The sequence below is a fragment of the uncultured Streptococcus sp. genome, assembly GCF_963521255.1.
Lineage (GTDB): Bacteria > Bacillota > Bacilli > Lactobacillales > Streptococcaceae > Streptococcus.
Genome location: NZ_CAUQTU010000006.1, coordinates 99244 through 115819 on the forward strand (window position 1 = coordinate 99244; position 16576 = coordinate 115819).

At 39.7% G+C, this 16576-nt stretch carries 16 protein-coding genes, 1 tRNA gene and 1 riboswitch; of the genes, 5 read left to right on the forward strand and 12 right to left on the reverse strand.

What is annotated here, in order from left to right; all coding sequences use genetic code 11:
- Positions 1-19: 19 nt before the first annotated feature.
- The 6 genes from RWP09_RS05875 to RWP09_RS05900 are packed head-to-tail and all read right to left on the reverse strand — an operon-like array spanning position 20 to position 4032.
- Entirely contained in the window at positions 20-451 is a 432-nt protein-coding gene (locus tag RWP09_RS05875; RefSeq protein WP_314435093.1) for a GNAT family N-acetyltransferase, read from the reverse strand.
- Between the two features lies 1 nt (position 452).
- Entirely contained in the window at positions 453-1055 is a 603-nt protein-coding gene (locus tag RWP09_RS05880; RefSeq protein ID WP_314435095.1) for an L-threonylcarbamoyladenylate synthase, read from the reverse strand.
- A complete protein-coding gene (prmC, locus tag RWP09_RS05885) occupies positions 1039-1875 on the reverse strand; it encodes a peptide chain release factor N(5)-glutamine methyltransferase (protein ID WP_314435097.1) in 837 nt (278 codons plus the stop codon). Before prmC ends, RWP09_RS05880 begins: the two co-directional genes overlap by 17 nt.
- Positions 1875-2954 (reverse strand): peptide chain release factor 1, encoded by a 1080-nt coding sequence (gene prfA / locus RWP09_RS05890; RefSeq protein ID WP_084927276.1) that lies wholly within the window; start codon positions 2952-2954, stop codon positions 1875-1877. Before prfA ends, prmC begins: the two co-directional genes overlap by 1 nt.
- 9 nt (positions 2955-2963) lie before the next feature.
- Complete coding sequence (locus RWP09_RS05895) at positions 2964-3443, reverse strand: GNAT family N-acetyltransferase (protein ID WP_314435103.1); 480 nt, start codon at positions 3441-3443, stop codon at positions 2964-2966.
- On the reverse strand, positions 3433-4032 hold the full coding sequence (locus RWP09_RS05900) for a thymidine kinase (RefSeq protein WP_314435107.1): 600 nt from the start codon (positions 4030-4032) through the stop codon (positions 3433-3435). The genes RWP09_RS05895 and RWP09_RS05900 overlap by 11 nt, the downstream gene beginning before the upstream one ends.
- Before the next feature lie 123 nt (positions 4033-4155).
- On the opposite strand from RWP09_RS05900, the gene RWP09_RS05905 reads away from it, so the two are divergent.
- Together RWP09_RS05905 and mnmE are read left to right on the forward strand one after the other, a co-directional pair.
- Positions 4156-4338 carry a 4-oxalocrotonate tautomerase gene (locus tag RWP09_RS05905; protein ID WP_125451918.1) on the forward strand — a complete coding sequence of 61 codons (183 nt, stop codon included), beginning with the start codon at positions 4156-4158 and terminating at the stop codon, positions 4336-4338.
- A gap of 137 nt (positions 4339-4475) precedes the next feature.
- A complete protein-coding gene (mnmE, locus tag RWP09_RS05910) occupies positions 4476-5849 on the forward strand; it encodes a tRNA uridine-5-carboxymethylaminomethyl(34) synthesis GTPase MnmE (protein WP_314435114.1) in 1374 nt (457 codons plus the stop codon).
- Between the two features lie 45 nt (positions 5850-5894).
- On the opposite strand, the gene dapA is transcribed toward mnmE, so the two are convergent.
- The 4 genes from dapA to RWP09_RS05930 form a co-directional block, all read right to left on the reverse strand.
- Entirely contained in the window at positions 5895-6830 is a 936-nt protein-coding gene (dapA, locus tag RWP09_RS05915) for a 4-hydroxy-tetrahydrodipicolinate synthase (RefSeq protein ID WP_000121621.1), read from the reverse strand.
- Between the two features lie 56 nt (positions 6831-6886).
- A complete protein-coding gene (locus RWP09_RS05920) occupies positions 6887-7963 on the reverse strand; it encodes an aspartate-semialdehyde dehydrogenase (RefSeq protein ID WP_314435118.1) in 1077 nt (358 codons plus the stop codon).
- Positions 7964-8503: 540 nt separating this feature from the next.
- Positions 8504-8576, reverse strand: a tRNA-Thr gene (locus tag RWP09_RS05925).
- A 99-nt stretch (positions 8577-8675) separates the two neighbouring features.
- Positions 8676-9185 (reverse strand): QueT transporter family protein, encoded by a 510-nt coding sequence (locus RWP09_RS05930; protein WP_314435121.1) that lies wholly within the window; start codon positions 9183-9185, stop codon positions 8676-8678.
- A riboswitch (PreQ1 riboswitch) is annotated at positions 9183-9279 on the reverse strand. It overlaps the preceding gene by 3 nt.
- A 28-nt stretch (positions 9280-9307) precedes the next feature.
- On the opposite strand from RWP09_RS05930, the gene RWP09_RS05935 reads away from it, so the two are divergent.
- Both RWP09_RS05935 and mscL read left to right on the forward strand, forming a co-directional pair.
- Entirely contained in the window at positions 9308-9739 is a 432-nt protein-coding gene (locus RWP09_RS05935) for a GtrA family protein (protein ID WP_314435124.1), read from the forward strand.
- A gap of 83 nt (positions 9740-9822) precedes the next feature.
- Positions 9823-10203 (forward strand): large conductance mechanosensitive channel protein MscL, encoded by a 381-nt coding sequence (gene mscL / locus RWP09_RS05940; RefSeq protein WP_084927281.1) that lies wholly within the window; start codon positions 9823-9825, stop codon positions 10201-10203.
- A gap of 41 nt (positions 10204-10244) precedes the next feature.
- On the opposite strand, the gene hemH is transcribed toward mscL, so the two are convergent.
- Positions 10245-11339 carry a ferrochelatase gene (hemH, locus tag RWP09_RS05945; RefSeq protein ID WP_314435129.1) on the reverse strand — a complete coding sequence of 365 codons (1095 nt, stop codon included), beginning with the start codon at positions 11337-11339 and terminating at the stop codon, positions 10245-10247.
- 153 nt (positions 11340-11492) lie between these two features.
- Here hemH and pepT point away from each other — a divergent pair, with 153 nt between their 5' ends.
- Positions 11493-12716 carry a peptidase T gene (pepT, locus tag RWP09_RS05950; RefSeq protein ID WP_314435132.1) on the forward strand — a complete coding sequence of 408 codons (1224 nt, stop codon included), beginning with the start codon at positions 11493-11495 and terminating at the stop codon, positions 12714-12716.
- Between the two features lie 35 nt (positions 12717-12751).
- Here pepT and RWP09_RS05955 read toward each other — a convergent pair whose 3' ends face one another.
- A complete protein-coding gene (locus RWP09_RS05955; RefSeq protein ID WP_314435134.1) occupies positions 12752-16534 on the reverse strand; it encodes a pneumococcal-type histidine triad protein in 3783 nt (1260 codons plus the stop codon).
- Between the last annotated feature and the right edge of the window lie 42 nt (positions 16535-16576).

Consider the following 16576-nt stretch of genomic DNA (forward strand, 5'->3'; position numbering starts at 1 on the left):
TTTAGTGTAAGAAAATAAACTAAAAGATGCGAATAAACCGTTTCTGCACTTTATCACAAGTATAACCAACTTTTTCATAAAATGCATGAGCACCCAGACGATGATCGGCAGAGTTTAAGCGGATAAACCCATAGCCGCGTCTTTTTGCTTCTTGCTCCAACCCTTGCAGTAAGCTTTTACCGATACCTTGACCTTGCTCTCGAGGTAAAACTGCTAAAGCTAAAATATTAAATCCTGCTTTGGAATAGAGGGATTCGTAAACTTCAGCGTGGACATATCCAAGTAAGACATGACTGGCTACATCCTCATAGCCAAGAAGGAAATGATGGGAATCCTGAGATAGTCTAGCTAATTGACTATCCGTTTCCTCTAGACTAAAAGAATAGCCCAAAGCCTCTTGGTTAATCTCACATATAGCTTTTACATCTGTTTCTTGCAAATCTCTTAGCATCTCATTCCTCCTCAAAAGAAATCTCTGGCAACCGAGCAAGAATATCTTCTCGCTTAATCGCCCCTTGGCGTAATATTTTCACCTTATCTCCAGACAAGTCCAAAATCGTTGAATCCTGTCCAGTTAGAAAAGCATCGTCTTCCAGACCCAGAACCTCTTGGTCAAAATCCTCTAGAATTTGATTAAAGGTCACTCCACTTGCCTGCCCTGAAATATTGGCAGACGGCCCAATCAAGGGACCTGTCTCTCGAATCAAATCAAGGGTAATGGGATGACTAGGCATCCGAAATCCAACAGTTGCAAGACCAGAATTGACCCAATAGGGAACTCGGTCATTAGCTTCGAGAATAATGGTTAAGGGACCTGGTAGAAAGGTCTCTACAAGTTTTTGCAGATAAGATGGCTGATTCTTAGAAAAGTTCAAGATGTCCTCTAGAGAGGCGATATTGAGGTTAAGAGCCTTGTCTCTTGGACGACGTTTGAGTTGGTAAACATGATCAACTGCTTTTTCGTCTAGAGCCTTGGCAAAGAGACCATAAACTGTCTCCGTAGGTAAAACAACTGCCCCACCCTTCTCCAACTCTTGTCTAATCCTGTCCATCATCAATCACGACCATCCTATCTTGACCAAACTGATCCTTTAGTGTTCGTACTCGTTTTTCAGGAAGATGTTTCCTAAAAAGCTCAGGAACACTTTGACCTTGCTTGTATCCAATTTCAAGGTAAATCTTACCACCATCCTTGAGATGGTACTTTGCATCTTCCGCAATTCTACGGTAAATAGCTAGGCCATCCTCGTCTGCAAAGAGGGCTAGATGAGGCTCTGAATACAAAACATTCAAGCCTACCTCTGACTCATCTTCACGAGAGATATAAGGTGGATTGGATACAATTATATCATATTTTTCAGAAATTTCTGCAAAACAATCAGATTTTTTAAAAAATATATTAAGTTTTTGATTTTTAGCATTTTCGCTAGCTAAATCTAAAGCATTTTGGGAAATATCTGCTGCTGTCACTGACCAAGCTGATCTGTTTTTTGCTAAGGCAAGGGCTATAGCTCCACTACCTGTCCCAATATCCAGAACTGAAAGATTCGTCTCAGGATTTTCAGCCAGGATAAGCCCCACCAACTCCTCTGTCTCTGGACGAGGAATCAAAACCCGCTCATCAACTGTTAACTGCATACCAAAGAAATCTGCATGACCGATGATATATTGGGCTGGCTTGTGAGCTGCTAACTGTTGGAAAATTCCTTTTACAAATACTTCTTCCTCTTCCGTCACTTCCTGCTGGAGGGCAAAAACGAAATCTGTAAAAGAGAGATTTTTCAAGCTACGATAGACAAAAGAGAGGCTTTCAGCTTCCTCTCCTTGTCTTATCAACTCTTCTTCAAAATCTGAAAATAATTGAGCTAATTTCATTATTTATTTAATTCTTCTAATTTTTGTGTTTGGTCATAAAGTACCAAGGCGTCCACAACTTCGTCCAATTTTCCAGACAAAATTGTATCTAGTTTTTGGAGGGTTAAGCCGATACGGTGGTCTGTGACACGGTTTTGTGGGAAGTTATAAGTACGGATTCGTTCTGAACGATCGCCAGTACCGATTGTAGACTTACGCTCAGCGTCTTGTTCATCTTGTGCGATCTGAGCAAAGTGGTCAGCAACACGCGCACGGATGATTTTCATGGCTTTCTCACGGTTCTTCTGCTGAGTACGTTCTTCCTGCATCTCAACCTTGATGTTGGTTGGCAAGTGAACGATACGAACGGCAGTCGCAACCTTATTGACATTCTGTCCACCAGCACCAGATGCGTGGTAGATATCAACACGAAGGTCTTTTGGATCAATATCATATTCAACTTCTTCCACTTCAGGCATGACAAGTACTGTCGCTGTCGAAGTATGTACACGGCCTTGGCTTTCTGTCACAGGGACACGTTGCACACGGTGGGCACCTGATTCGTACTTAAGCTTAGAGTAAACAGACTGACCTGAAACCATGGCAACGACTTCTTTGAAACCACCGACACCGTTCATAGAAGCTTCCATAACTTCAAAGCGCCATCCCTGAGCTTCAGCATACTTTTGGTACATGGTAAGAAGGTCCCCAGCGAAAAGTGCCGCTTCGTCACCACCAGCCGCTCCACGAATTTCAAGGATGATGTTCTTGTCATCGTTTGGATCCTTTGGAAGGAGCAAAATTTTGAGTTTTTCTTCGTATTCTTCTTTTTCAGACTTGGCATCTTTGAGTTCTTGCTTGGCCATTTCTTCCAAGTCAGCATCTCCACCTGATTCCTTAATCATTTCTTCAGCGTCAACGATGTTTTGAAGGACTTGTTTGTATTCTCGGTAAGCCGTCACTGTATCACGGCTTGAAGCCTCTTCTTTTGAAAGCTCCATGAAACGCTTGGTGTCTGAAACCACATCTGGGTCACTCAGCAATTCTCCTAATTCTTCATAACGGTCTTCTACAGCTTGTAGTTGATCATAGATGTTCATTTTTTCTCCTTATTTCTCAATTGTTAAATCATAGATTGCTACTACTTCGTTCTCAAATATTTCCCCAGTTTCTTTAAATCCATAACTGAGGTAACAAGATCTTGCATGTTCATTTTCTGGTTCATAAGATAACCAAAGTTTATTGCTTAAATCTGCTGGCGCTGTCCGAACATAGTCTAGTACTTTATCCATAATTGGTTTAAAATATCCTTGATTTTGAAAATTATTATCAATCATAAAACGAAATAGTAAATAATTTCCACTACTAATTCCAATCTTTTTATCATAAGCTATCATCACAAAACCTATAATTGCATCATTATCATAAACTGCCAATGGAGCTACAAAATCTCCATTTTTAGTGTAGACGTATGCTTCAGCTAAACTAATTGCGTTGGTTGCAATGAATTGTTTTTGATATTCCTTGACATCCAAATTCAAAACATCAAAATAATTTTCCATTGTAACATCTCTTAGTTCAATTGTCATAGTTTTGCTCCTTGTTAGAGGTTATCATTGGCGCAAAATAATGTTTACGGCAAACTGAGATATAGGTTTCATTGCCACCAATCTGGATCTGTTCTCCATCGTAAATGGGCAGTCCATCCTGTGTTCGCAAAACCATAGTCGCCTTTTTCTTACAATACTGACAGATTGTCTTGATTTCGTCAATCTTATCTGCTAAGAGCAAGAGATACTTGGAACCTTCGAACAGTTCATTGCGAAAGTCATTTTTCAAACCAAAAGCCATGACAGGTATGTCTAACTCATCAACAACACGAGCTAGGTCGTAAACATGGTGACGTTTGAGAAACTGAGCTTCATCGACCAAAACACAGTAAGGTTTTACTGGTAGGTCTCGGATATAGCCGAAGATATCTGTCGTTTCCTCAATCGCAATGGCAGGGCGTTTCATACCAATCCGACTCGATACATAGCCAACACCGTCACGCGTATCCAGAGCTGAGGTCATAATCACAACACCTTTTCCTTGCTCCTCGTAGTTATAGGCCACCTTGAGAATCTCAATAGTCTTACCGGAGTTCATGGTCCCATAACGATAATACAACTGTGCCATGTTTCTTGCTTCACGTCCATTTCTAAATTTTTGCTACATTCTAGTATATCATAATTTTCTTAAGCTTTAAACGGCAAAATGTGGTAAAATAGAAGAAATCAAAAACTAGTGGAGGAAGCTATTATGCCATTTGTACGCATCGATTTATTTGAAGGACGCACGATCGAGCAAAAGAAAGCTCTTGCTAAGGAAGTAACGGAAGCGGTTGTTCGTAACACTGGAGCCCCTCAATCTGCTGTCCATGTCATCATCAACGACATGCCAGAAGGAACTTACTTCCCTCAAGGTGAAATGCGCACCAAATAAGCTAGCTTAAGCAGAATTGCTTAGGCTTTTTCAATCTCCAAGTAGCATCCATTGAAGAAATAGTTCAAATTTGTTACAATTTGAAAAGAGACTTGGAAAAATTTCCAAGAAAAGAGCTATTTATTAAAGGAAACATTATGATTACACGTGAATTTGATACCATCGCTGCTATCTCTACTCCACTAGGTGAAGGGGCTATTGGTATTGTCCGCCTGAGCGGAACAGAAAGTTTTGCTATTGCGCAAAAGATTTTTAAAGGAAAAAACTTGAGTCAGGTTGCCAGCCATACCCTTAACTACGGTCACATCATTGACCCTCAGACAGGAAAAGTCATGGACGAGGTTATGGTTGGAGCTATGAAGTCTCCAAAGACCTTCACTCGTGAGGATATTATCGAGATTAACACTCACGGTGGGATTGCGGTCACTAATGAAATATTACAACTAGCGATTCGTGAAGGGGCTCGGTTGGCAGAGCCTGGTGAATTTACCAAACGTGCCTTCCTAAACGGTCGTGTGGATTTGACACAGGCCGAGGCGGTGATGGATATCATCCGTGCTAAGACTGACAAGGCCATGAACATTGCAGTTAAACAATTAGACGGCTCCCTTTCTGACCTGATTAACAATACCCGTCAAGAAATCCTTAACACACTTGCCCAAGTTGAGGTCAATATCGACTATCCTGAGTATGACGATGTTGAGGAAGCCACTACTGCCGTTGTCCGTGAAAAGACTATGGAGTTTGAACAATTGCTAACAAATCTCCTTAGAACAGCCCGTCGCGGTAAAATCCTTCGTGAAGGAATTTCCACAGCCATCATCGGTCGTCCCAACGTTGGAAAATCTAGCCTTCTCAACAATCTCTTGCGTGAGGACAAAGCAATCGTCACTGATATCGCTGGCACTACACGTGATGTCATCGAAGAATACGTCAACATCAACGGTGTTCCCCTAAAATTGATTGACACAGCTGGTATCCGCGAAACGGATGACATCGTGGAACAAATCGGAGTTGAGCGTTCGAAAAAAGCCCTTAAGGAAGCCGGCTTAGTTCTACTAGTGCTAAATGCCAGTGAACCACTGACTGCGCAAGACAGACAACTGCTTGAAATTAGTCAAGAAACCAACCGCGTTATTTTACTTAATAAAACCGACCTGCCTGAAGCGATTGAAACTTCAGAGTTGCCAGAAGATATCATCCGTATTTCAGTCCTTAAAAACCAAAATATTGATAAGATTGAAGATAGAATGAACAACCTTTTCTTTGAGAATGCTGGGTTGGTTGAGCAAGATGCAACCTACTTATCCAACGCCCGTCATATTTCCTTGATTGAGAAGGCTGTTGAAAGCCTACAGGCTGTTAATGAAGGGCTGGAACTAGGTATGCCAGTTGACTTGCTTCAAGTTGACTTGACCCGTACTTGGGAAATTCTCGGTGAAATCACTGGAGATGCTGCTCCTGATGAACTCATTACACAACTCTTTAGCCAATTCTGTTTAGGAAAATAGGAAAATCCATGATCGTTGTTTCGGTCATGGATTTTATTGTCTTTATTAGTAATCTGGTCTTAAGACCCCTGTTACGGTTGCCTTAGTCGCTTCGTAGTCGCCATCTACGACAACCTTGATAATGCGTTTAGCATCTTCTTCTGGTGCTGGAACAAGAGGTAGACGAGTTGGACCAGCTTCAAATCCCATATAGTTGAGAACGGCCTTAACAGGAGCAGGACTTGGATATGAGAAGAGGGCATTAACCTTAGGAATGAATTTACGTTGAATAGCTGCTGCTTTCTTCATATCACTTTCTGCAATGGCAGTAAACATCTCGTGCATTTCATCTCCATTTGTATGGGATGCAACAGAAATAACCCCATCCGCACCAAGGTTCATGGCATGGAAAGCATCTCCATCCTCACCTGTATAAATCAAGAACTCCTCTGGCTTGTGCTCAATCAAGTAAGCCATATTGGCCAAGCTGGTACATTCTTTGACACCAATAATATTTGGATGGTCAGCCAAGCGAAGCATGGTTTCTGGAGTCAACTCGACAACTACACGCCCTGGAATGTTATAGATAATAATAGGTAGGTCAGAAGCATCTGCAATGGCCTTAAAGTGCTGATACATTCCTTCTTGAGAAGGTTTGTTGTAGTAAGGAACAATAGCAAGCCCAGCTGCGAAACCACCAAACTCTGCTACTTCTTTGACAAACTCGATAGAATCACGCGTATCATTGGTACCCACACCCGCAATCAAAGGAACACGTCCATTGACAACTTTCTGTACAGCTGCAAACAGTTCCAACTCTTCATCGTGGGTCAAGGTTGGACTTTCAGCAGTCGTCCCTGCAAGAAGAATGCCGTCTGTATGATGGGCCAACAGATGCTCAATCAAGGCTGGAATGGCATCAAAGTTGATGGAGCCATCCTCGTGGAAGGGGGTAATAAAGGCTGTGATGATTTTACACTCTTTTAAATCTTGATAAGACATGAGAAACACCTCTCTATTTCAAAGAAGGAGTTCATCTGAACTCCTAAACGATATGACTATTTTAATTCAAATTTCAATTCGGCTGTTGGACGAACCAAGCCACGTTCATAAAGAGTTTCCGCAATCTGAACGGAGTTCCAAGCAGCACCTTTGAGCAGGTTATCTGAAACAACCCACATGTGGATTCCTTTTTCAGCATCCAAGTCTTTACGGATACGACCAACAAAGGTATCACGTGAACCAACTGCATTGATGGCTTGAGGATAAATTTGATGAGCAACATCATCTTCAAGGACAGCACCTGGGAAAGCTGCGATAGCTGCTTTCACTTCTTCAATTGGAGCCACTTCTTTTGTTTCGATGTAAACAGACTCAGAGTGAGCTGACAAGACTGGAATACGCACACATGTTGCAGATACTGCAATGCTGTCATCTTCCATAATTTTCTTAGTTTCCTTAGTCATCTTCATCTCTTCGTAAGTGTAATCATTGTCAGTGAAGACATCGATTTGTGGAAGAGCGTTAAAGGCGATAGGATAATGTTTCTTGTCACCGCCTGAAGGCAAGATTTCGGCATGCAAATCACGTGGGTTTACACCGTCATTCAAGACTTCACGAAGTTCACGTTGTGTCTCAAGAATTGCTCCCATACCAGCACCTGAAACGGCTTGGTAGGTTGAAACGATAATGCGGTCCAAGCCCCATTTTTGGCGAACTGGCTCAAGAGCCACCATCATTTGAATTGTTGAACAGTTAGGGCAGGCAATGATTCCGTTGTGGGCATCAAGTGCATGAGCATTGACCTCTGGAACAACCAAAGGAACATCTGGATTTTGACGGAAGTAAGATGTATTATCTACTACTACCGCTCCAGCCTTCACTGCGTATGGTGCATACTTAGCTGATGTAGAACCGCCTGCTGAAAAGAGAGCAATATCAACTCCCTCAAAAGCTGTTTCAGTCGTTTCTTCAATCGTAATATCTTGATCTTTAAATTTCAAAGTCTTGCCTGCTGAACGTGCAGAAGCAAGTAAGCGGATTTTTTCGATTGGAAGTGTTGATTCTTCCAACATTTTTATCATCTGAGCTCCGACAGCACCTGTCGCGCCGACTACAGCAACTGTATATCCCATAAATAACCTCTTTCGGAATTTTCTAAAAATTTCTATAATAGATGTATTATACTACTTTTTTCATGAATTGCAAAGCTTTTTCATCATTTTTTGGAAAATAAAAATCCCCAGTCGCTAGACTAGGGACTAAGAGGCATCTTCATGTGATGAGCAGGTTCACACAACTCATCAAGGTCCGCTCCTGCGTTATGACCTCCTTATGCTCAATAGTAGTCCGAAGACTACCTATCGACTCATCGCATCTACTATTCTACTAAATAGAATAACTTTTGTCAACAGACGAAACTCTTTATACTCTTCGAAAATCAAATTCAAACTTCGTCAGCGTCGCCTTACCGTATATATGTTACTGACTTCGTCAGTTCTATCTACAACCTCAAAGCAGTGCTTTGAGCAACCTGCGGCTAGCTTCCTAGTTTGCTCTTTGATTTTCATTGAGTATTAGTTTTATTTACACAGGTGCATAAGAAATATATTTGAAAAATTTGGGGCAGACATAACAAAAACCCTTATAAATCAAGGGCTTTTCTGTCTATTTCATGCTAATTGCCGGGATTGAACCGGCGACCTCATCCTTACCATGGATGCGCTCTGCCAACTGAGCTAAATCAGCTTACTTGAAAAGTATACTATAATCAGAAAAACTTGTCAAGTTTCCTTAGAAATTTTCCATAAGAAAAAGCCAAGTAATGACTACCCAGCTTGTCTAATTCTATTTGCTTAAATCGATTCGACGGCCAATTTTACCAATAATAATCGCTCCAATAATCAATGAGGCAAATTCACCAATTCCTGTTGTGAACCAAGTGAGGAAAAATGGTAATTGCGCTACGATATTCAACTCGGCAGCAATGGTAAACATGGAAATTGAAAAGAGGATTGAAAAGAAGAAATGATCTTTTCGAATTAATCCGTTAAATAGATAATCATTGCTGTATTTTGCAAAAAGCCAAACACCTAAACTGAGGAATACCAAGGTTGATCCACCACCAACAAAGACATCTAGCAATCCGAAGCTAAAGAAATTAGCAATCATACAACCGATGGTAACTCCGATGATGTACTTAGGATTGTAAAAAGCCATAAAGTTCATCATTTCTGAAATACGGAACTGGTAAGCACCATAGCTAATGGCATTGAGAGGCGGTGTGACAGTCAAAACGACGTAGATAGCAGCAACGATTGCAATATCTGCTACGTCACGAATAGTTAATTTTTTCATCTTTTCTCCTTTGGCGGTTGTCCGCGTGTAATATGCTTGGTGAAAGAAGCTAAGCACCAAGGGTTGATTTATTCAACCTTACTAGTATAGCACAATAGTCCTCTTTATGCTATACTAAGAACATGAAAAATCATATTCAAAGTTTCTTTAAGAACGAGCTCTTGTCCTATCTCTTTTTTGGTATAGCGACTACTCTTATTTCTATTCTATCCCGATTAGTCATTTATCAACTAACTCATAAAGAACTCCTTGCTACTGCCCTAGCAAATATTATTGGTATCCTCTTTGCCTTTATCACAAATGATACGATTGTATTTAAGCAGGCTAGGCAGAATTGGCCAAGACGTTTAGTGAAATTTACTCTTGCCCGCCTTTCTACTTTTCTTTTAGACTTATTTTTAACTTTTCTCTTTGTAACCCAGTTTCCTAATATTATTGGACAATTTGTAAATAATAATATAGACAAGGTTAATACTATCGAAACAGCTATTTCACAATTATTGATAATTATTCTTAATTACATTTTTAGTAAGGTTTTTATTTTTAAAAAATAGAAAATTTTTGAGCATCTATCTTGCATGCTCTTCTTAATTAATATATAATTAAGAGTAAAATTTTTTTGAAAGGGAAAATGAAAATGTTAAAAGATCTTAAAGCATTTTTGCTTCGTGGTAATGTTGTTGACCTTGCTGTCGGTGTGATCATTGCCTCTGCTTTTGGTGCAATCGTTACATCACTTGTTAACGATATCATCACTCCACTTATTTTGAATCCAGCCTTGGAAGCTGCGAAAGTACAAAACATCGCTGAGCTTGCTTGGAATGGTGTTACATATGGTAAATTCTTGAGTGCTGTTATCAACTTCCTAGTTATCGGTACTGTTCTCTTCTTCGTTATTAAAGGAATTGAAAAAGCTCAAAGCCTTACTAAGAAGGAAGAAGCTGTTGAAGAAGCTCCAGCTGGTCCAACTGAGTTGGAAGTACTTCAAGAAATCAAAGCCCTTCTTGAGAAAAAATAATCTATTAAAAGGATCTAGCGCAAAGCTAAATCCTTTTTTCTTTACTCTTTTGGTAATTTACCTGCTTTCTCAAGCATTTTCTTGATAAGATAAGGCATCTTAACATTTTCACGACCTTTTTTCTCAATCAATTTTTTCACAAATTCTGGCATTTGTAGGTCTTGTGATTCATCTAAAATATTTTTAGTTTCATCCGAAGGAACTAATTCATCAAAGGTTTCTTCTTCTGGGAAGAATTCTCTAAATTCTTGATGTTCATTGGCTCTGACTGTATTGACCAAGGCCTCAATCAAGCGAGAATCCGTATTTGGCATTGGTGGACGATGGTAGTTGACACCCAATTCCTGACACAAGTCATAACATTCCACATCATTATCAAACAAGACCTCAATGTGCTCACTGATAAAACTAATAGGTACAAAAATATAATGCTCTGGATGTTCTGTCTGTTCTCTAAGGTACTCTAATACATCTGGCTTAATCCAAGGAATACCGATATCACTCTCACTTTGCCAAGTATTGGTATATTGCTCGGAACTCAAACCTAATTTTTCAGCAACTAACTTGCTATTTTCAAAAATTTGGTCAATATAAGGGTCACCAAAATCCAAGGCAAAAATGGGAACACTATGAGCTGAAAAGATGACTTTAAAGCTATCCTGCTTTACTTCTTCTTTTAAAATCTTAGCAATTTCATCTGCCCAATAATTTAAGAGCGCTTCTTCTTGATACCAGTCCTTGATAACTAAAAATTGAATTTGTTTGCTTTCTAAAAATTTCTCGTATCCCATGACAGAGTAAAAAGAATAATGAGGCTCCAAAATCAAGCAAATACACTGCTCAATTCCATCTGCTTCCATCTGACCGATCACATCTGGGATAAAGGGTCTAGAAAACTTATTGGCAAAATAGACACTGTATTCATTTCCCAATCTAGCTTCTACCAGGGCAACTTCTTCACGGGTAATTCTTTGCAGAGGCGTGCCTCCAATTCGTACATAATTATCATAGAGTGTTTGAATTTCATGATCTTGAGGTCTCACTCCACGACGAATATTTGTGAAAAAATCAGCTACACCTTCAAAGGTAATCTCTTCTGGCGAACCGAAGGTCATCATTAAAATTGCTTTTTTCATAACTACTTCCTTGTGATGTTCTTATCAATTTTATTTTATCATGAATCCACTGATAAGTAAACGCTAACATAGAGAATTTCCCTAACTTCTGTCTTTTGTTTTTCTCTTCTTTCTATGATACAATGGAAAAAATGAATTCAAAAGGAGTTTTTTATGACTTACCCAAATCTCTTGGAACGTTTCTTAACCTATGTTAAAGTCAACACGCGATCTGATGAACACTCTACTACTACTCCAAGTACGCAGAGTCAGGTTGACTTCGCAACCAATGTTCTTATACCTGAAATGAAACGTGTTGGACTGCAAAACGTCTACTACCTTCAAAATGGTTTTGCGATTGGTACCTTGCCAGCCAATGATCTATCGTTAACACGAAAAATTGGCTTCATCTCCCACATGGATACTGCTGATTTTAATGCCGAAGGAGTCAAGCCACAGGTAATTGAAAACTACGATGGTGGTGTGATTGAACTTGGAAATTCTGGTTTCAAACTCGATCCAGCTGACTTTAAGAGTCTTGAGAAATATCCAGGACAAACGCTCATCACAACCGATGGAACAACCTTACTAGGTGCTGATGACAAGTCAGGAATTGCTGAAATTATGACTGCTATTGAATATCTAACTGCCCATCCTGAAATCAAACACTGTGAGATTCGAGTTGGTTTTGGTCCAGATGAAGAAATCGGTGTCGGTGCTAATAAATTTGATGCAGAAGATTTTGACGTTGATTTTGCCTACACTGTTGATGGAGGACCACTAGGAGAACTTCAGTACGAAACTTTCTCAGCAGCTGGTGCTGAATTGCATTTCCAAGGTCGCAATGTCCATCCTGGTACTGCAAAAGGGCAAATGGTCAACGCCCTTCAGCTAGCAATTGATTTCCATAATCAACTCCCTGAAACTGACCGACCTGAGTTAACTGATGGCTACCAAGGTTTTTACCATCTAATGGATGTGACAGGTAGTGTCGAGGAGGCGCGTGCAAGCTACATTATTCGTGATTTTGAAAAAGATGCCTTTGAAGCGCGTAAAGCAGCTATGCAGACCATCGCTGATAAGATGAATCAAGAACTTGGTAGCGACCGTGTCACTCTCAACTTGACAGACCAGTACTACAATATGAAAGAAGTCATTGAAAAAGATATGACTCCAATTACCATTGCTAAGGCCGTTATGGAAGATTTAGGTATCAAGCCTATTATTGAACCAATCCGTGGCGGGACAGACGGCTCTAAAATTTCCTTTATGGGAATCCCAACTCCCAATATCTTTGCAGGCGGCGAGAACATGCACGGACGTTTTGAATACGTCAGCCTTCAGACCATGGAACGTGCAGTTGATACCATCATTGGTATCGTAGCTTATAGAGACTAAAAAAACGAGGTAGCTCAGCTACTTCGCCTTTCTTTTTATTCTGCTGGTTTTTCTTGATTTCCAGTACTTGTTGTAGATTCTGTTGTTTCATTATTTGATGAAGATGACACAGCAGATTTAGAATCTCTTGTGTTGCTTGGTTTGCTTTCGTCGCTTGCAGTATCACTGTTAGATTCAGATGCTACTGGTGCTTCGGTTGCTGTACTTGCAATTGGTTGATTCTCTGCACTTGTGCTATCAGCATTCGATTTAGCATTTGTTGCTGGAGTTGCTTCTTCACTTGCTCTTGATTTAGACTTGATTTCTTGAGTCAAGGCTACTATTGTTTGGGCTAATTCAAGTAAAGCTTCTTTATCATTATTTTTCACATCATCATCAAGCTGATCGAATAGTTTATCAACTTTATCAAATTCTTCATTTGAACCATTGTTATCTTCTAAATACTTATGTAATGAATTGATATATCCATAGAGTTGTTTGTGTAGATTAGTTATTTGTTGATCTTGTTGCGCAGTCTCTTTCTCTTTTTGCAGAGTAGCTACAATACGTTTCAAGAGATCGTTAACTTGGACATTGATTTCATCCAAGTCTGCATCAGCCTTGCTAGCTGCAACTTTTAGATTTTCTACTTCTTCTGCCAAGGATTGTTTAATTCCTTCTTCTTTAACTTGAGCTAAGAATTGCTCTGCTTTAGTTAAGATGGTTTCAACTTGCTCTTTGCTAACATGATTGACATGTTCTTCTTTCTTAAGATCAGGATAGAGTTCTTTTAGGAATTCATAAATTGCTTGCTTAGCAGATTGACTATCAACTGTTTCTTTATCTAAAACTGTTTCATTTACTTTTGAAGAAGTTGGCTGATTTTTCAAAGTCTCTTCTACTTCTTGTTTTGTTTGGTAAATGCTTGGGAACAGTTTATTCAAGTCCACAGCCTTACGGAAAGATTGTGATTGATACAAAGTCAAAGTCAAATTAGCAACTTTATTACGAAGCTCATCACTTAAACGATTATCATTTACATGCTCATAGAAGTACTTGATGTATTCCACTGTTGTATCACCAGTACGATCATTAAAGTCTTGAAGGGCTTGAAGTTGTGATTCAATCGCTGCTAAACCAGTTTCATCTTTGGCCAACTTAGCTTCTTGGAGTCGAACTAAAAGGTCTTTTTTCGGAAGTCCATAGCTATCAGTATCTAGTGTATTGATTTTATCAATCAAGGCCTGATATTTCTTATCTAAAGCACTTGTTTCGACTGGTTTGACACTTTCATCAATATGGATATATTGCTTATCAAAGAGGTCAAGTCTTGCAAGATAACCCGCAGTAGAGTTGGTTGCAAGTTTCTTCATACTCTCAGTAAATTGACCCAAAGCCAACTCAATCTGTCTTTGTTTAATTGGTTGATCTTGATAAATCGTTCTACTTTCAGCTAGAAGTTGATCTACTTTTGCCAAGACTGCCTTCTCATCAAAATCTCCAGGTTGATAGTTGGATTGGAGAGTTGGAATCTTGTTTTTCAAAGCTACTTCATAGCCCTTGGTTTGAACCTTGATATAGTGATTGTGGTCGCCATGAGGAATCACAAAGCTACCATTTTCTACCTGTAAGCTATAAGGAGACACACCATCACGTAAGGCAGTAGTATAGAGTTCATTTAAGAAATCAAGTTCTGGATTGCCAGTTTGGAGTGGAAGTCGAACATGTTCCTTACGAACAGCATAGGGATGGATATGAGTCGGATCGTAGGCTTGATCTGGATTACCAAAGACAAAGAATCCGTTTGAAATTCTAATAGCTTCAAGTGGAACACCATAGGTCTTAGAAATGTAAGCAATCTTTTCTTCATCGCTAGCGTCTTTAGAGAAAGACTCTACCGTTTTAGCAAGAGGTTTTACAGGTTCTGCATCATGATGTGTTTTCAAATGATTCTGTGCCGCCTTAATTTGCTCAGGTGTCAAATCCTTCTTAAAGAAGTAATGATTATGGTCGCCATGTGACATGACAAAGCCTGACACATCTTCACTGATAACTCGATTGGCATCAAAACCATGACCATGTGCTTCTTCATCATGATCATCATCGTCATCATGTGCTGGACTTGGTGTTACTGGCGTTTTACCTCTCAAATGATCTTGAGCCGCCTTAATTTGCTCAGGTGTCAAATCCTTCTTGAAGAAGTAATGATTGTGGTCGCCATGAGTCATGACAAATCCTGCCGCATCTTCACTGATGACTCTATCTGCATCAAAACCGTGATCATGGTCTTCATCATGATGGTGTCCATGATGATCTTCATCGTGATCGTCATCATGTGCTGGATTTGGTGTAGCTGCATTTGCCCCTTTCAAGTGGTCTTGTGCTGCCTTGATTTGATCAGCAGTCAAATCCTTCTTGAAGAAATAATGATTGTGGTCACCGTGTGACATGATAAATCCTGATTCATCTTCCGCAATAATACGATTAGCATCAAAGCCGTGCCCATCTTCTTCATGTTCCTCATGTGAAATTCCTGGATTGATTGGAAGAGATGGAGAAGGTGTTGCTAGACCATTGTTTGGAAGAGTCGGTTGTCCAATTTGATTCAACTTAGGAATGTAATGGAAATGATCACCATGTCTTACAATATAAGCTGTAGCAGTTTCTTCGACAATATCTTTAGGATTAAAGATATAACCATCAGATGTTGCAGAGATTCCTTTATTAGTAGTCAATGAAGTATGATTGAATATAGATGGATTACTTGGAAGACTTCCTATACTAGATACTACTTCATTAGGTTTTTCATTTGTAGAAACCGTAGAATCAGTTCCGCCGATAGGCACCATTCTGGCAATCTTTTCTTCTAAGGTAGAGAGCTTGCTGTAAGGAATAAAGTGATAATGGTCGCCGTGCGGAATCGCAACTCCATTTGGTGTACGACTGATAATCTTAGCAGGGTCAAAGACCAAACCATCTGATTCACTGTAACGTTTGTCGCTAGGTAAATCATAGAGTTCCTTCAAAAGACTTTGGAGACTTTCAGCTTTACGTTCTGGCTTGCTAGTTGATCCTTGATCTATAACTTGAGTATTATTGTCACTAACTGTTGAAGAATAGCTTAACTGACTCGGTTGCGTATTTTTGCCAGCTAAATGAGCTTTAGCAGCAGCTAACTCACTAGCAGACAAATCACTTTTTGGAATATAGTGGTAGTGACCTCCGTGGGGAACGATATAAGCATCACCAGTATCTTCGATAATATCAGCTGGATTAAAGACGTAACCATCATCAGTAGTATAACGTCCCTGTAATTTAGCTACAGATACTTCTGCGCTAGGTCCTTTCTCGTCTTTACCATGTTCTTGTTTTTGGCGATTGATTTCATCTTTTGTTCGAACATTATCAGCATGAGAAACATCTTTTAGGTAGACATAATATTTTCCATCTACCTTGATGATATAACCACCCTTGACCTCATTGACAATATCTCCATCCTTAAGTTTGTAGTTTGGATCCTTCATCAGAAGTTCTTCACTAAAGAGGGCGTCATAAGGAACTTTCCCGTTATAGTAATGATAGTGATCACCGTGTGACGTCACATAGCCCTGATCTGTAATTTTGATTACAATTTGTTCTGCTTGAATTCCTTCTTTTTGACTAACCTGATTTGGCGTCAAGTTTTCAGTTTTCTGACTGGACTGGCTGCCATCTACATAGGAGACCCGATTATTGTCCTTATTTTCTTGTGAGCGATGCTGATTCAGCGCATAGGCACAAAGACTCAAGGATACGATAACAGCTGAGCCTGCTGCTATATATTTTTTACTTAATTTCATAATTTCCTCATTTCAATAAGTTTTAAAGCTATTTCTTAACTT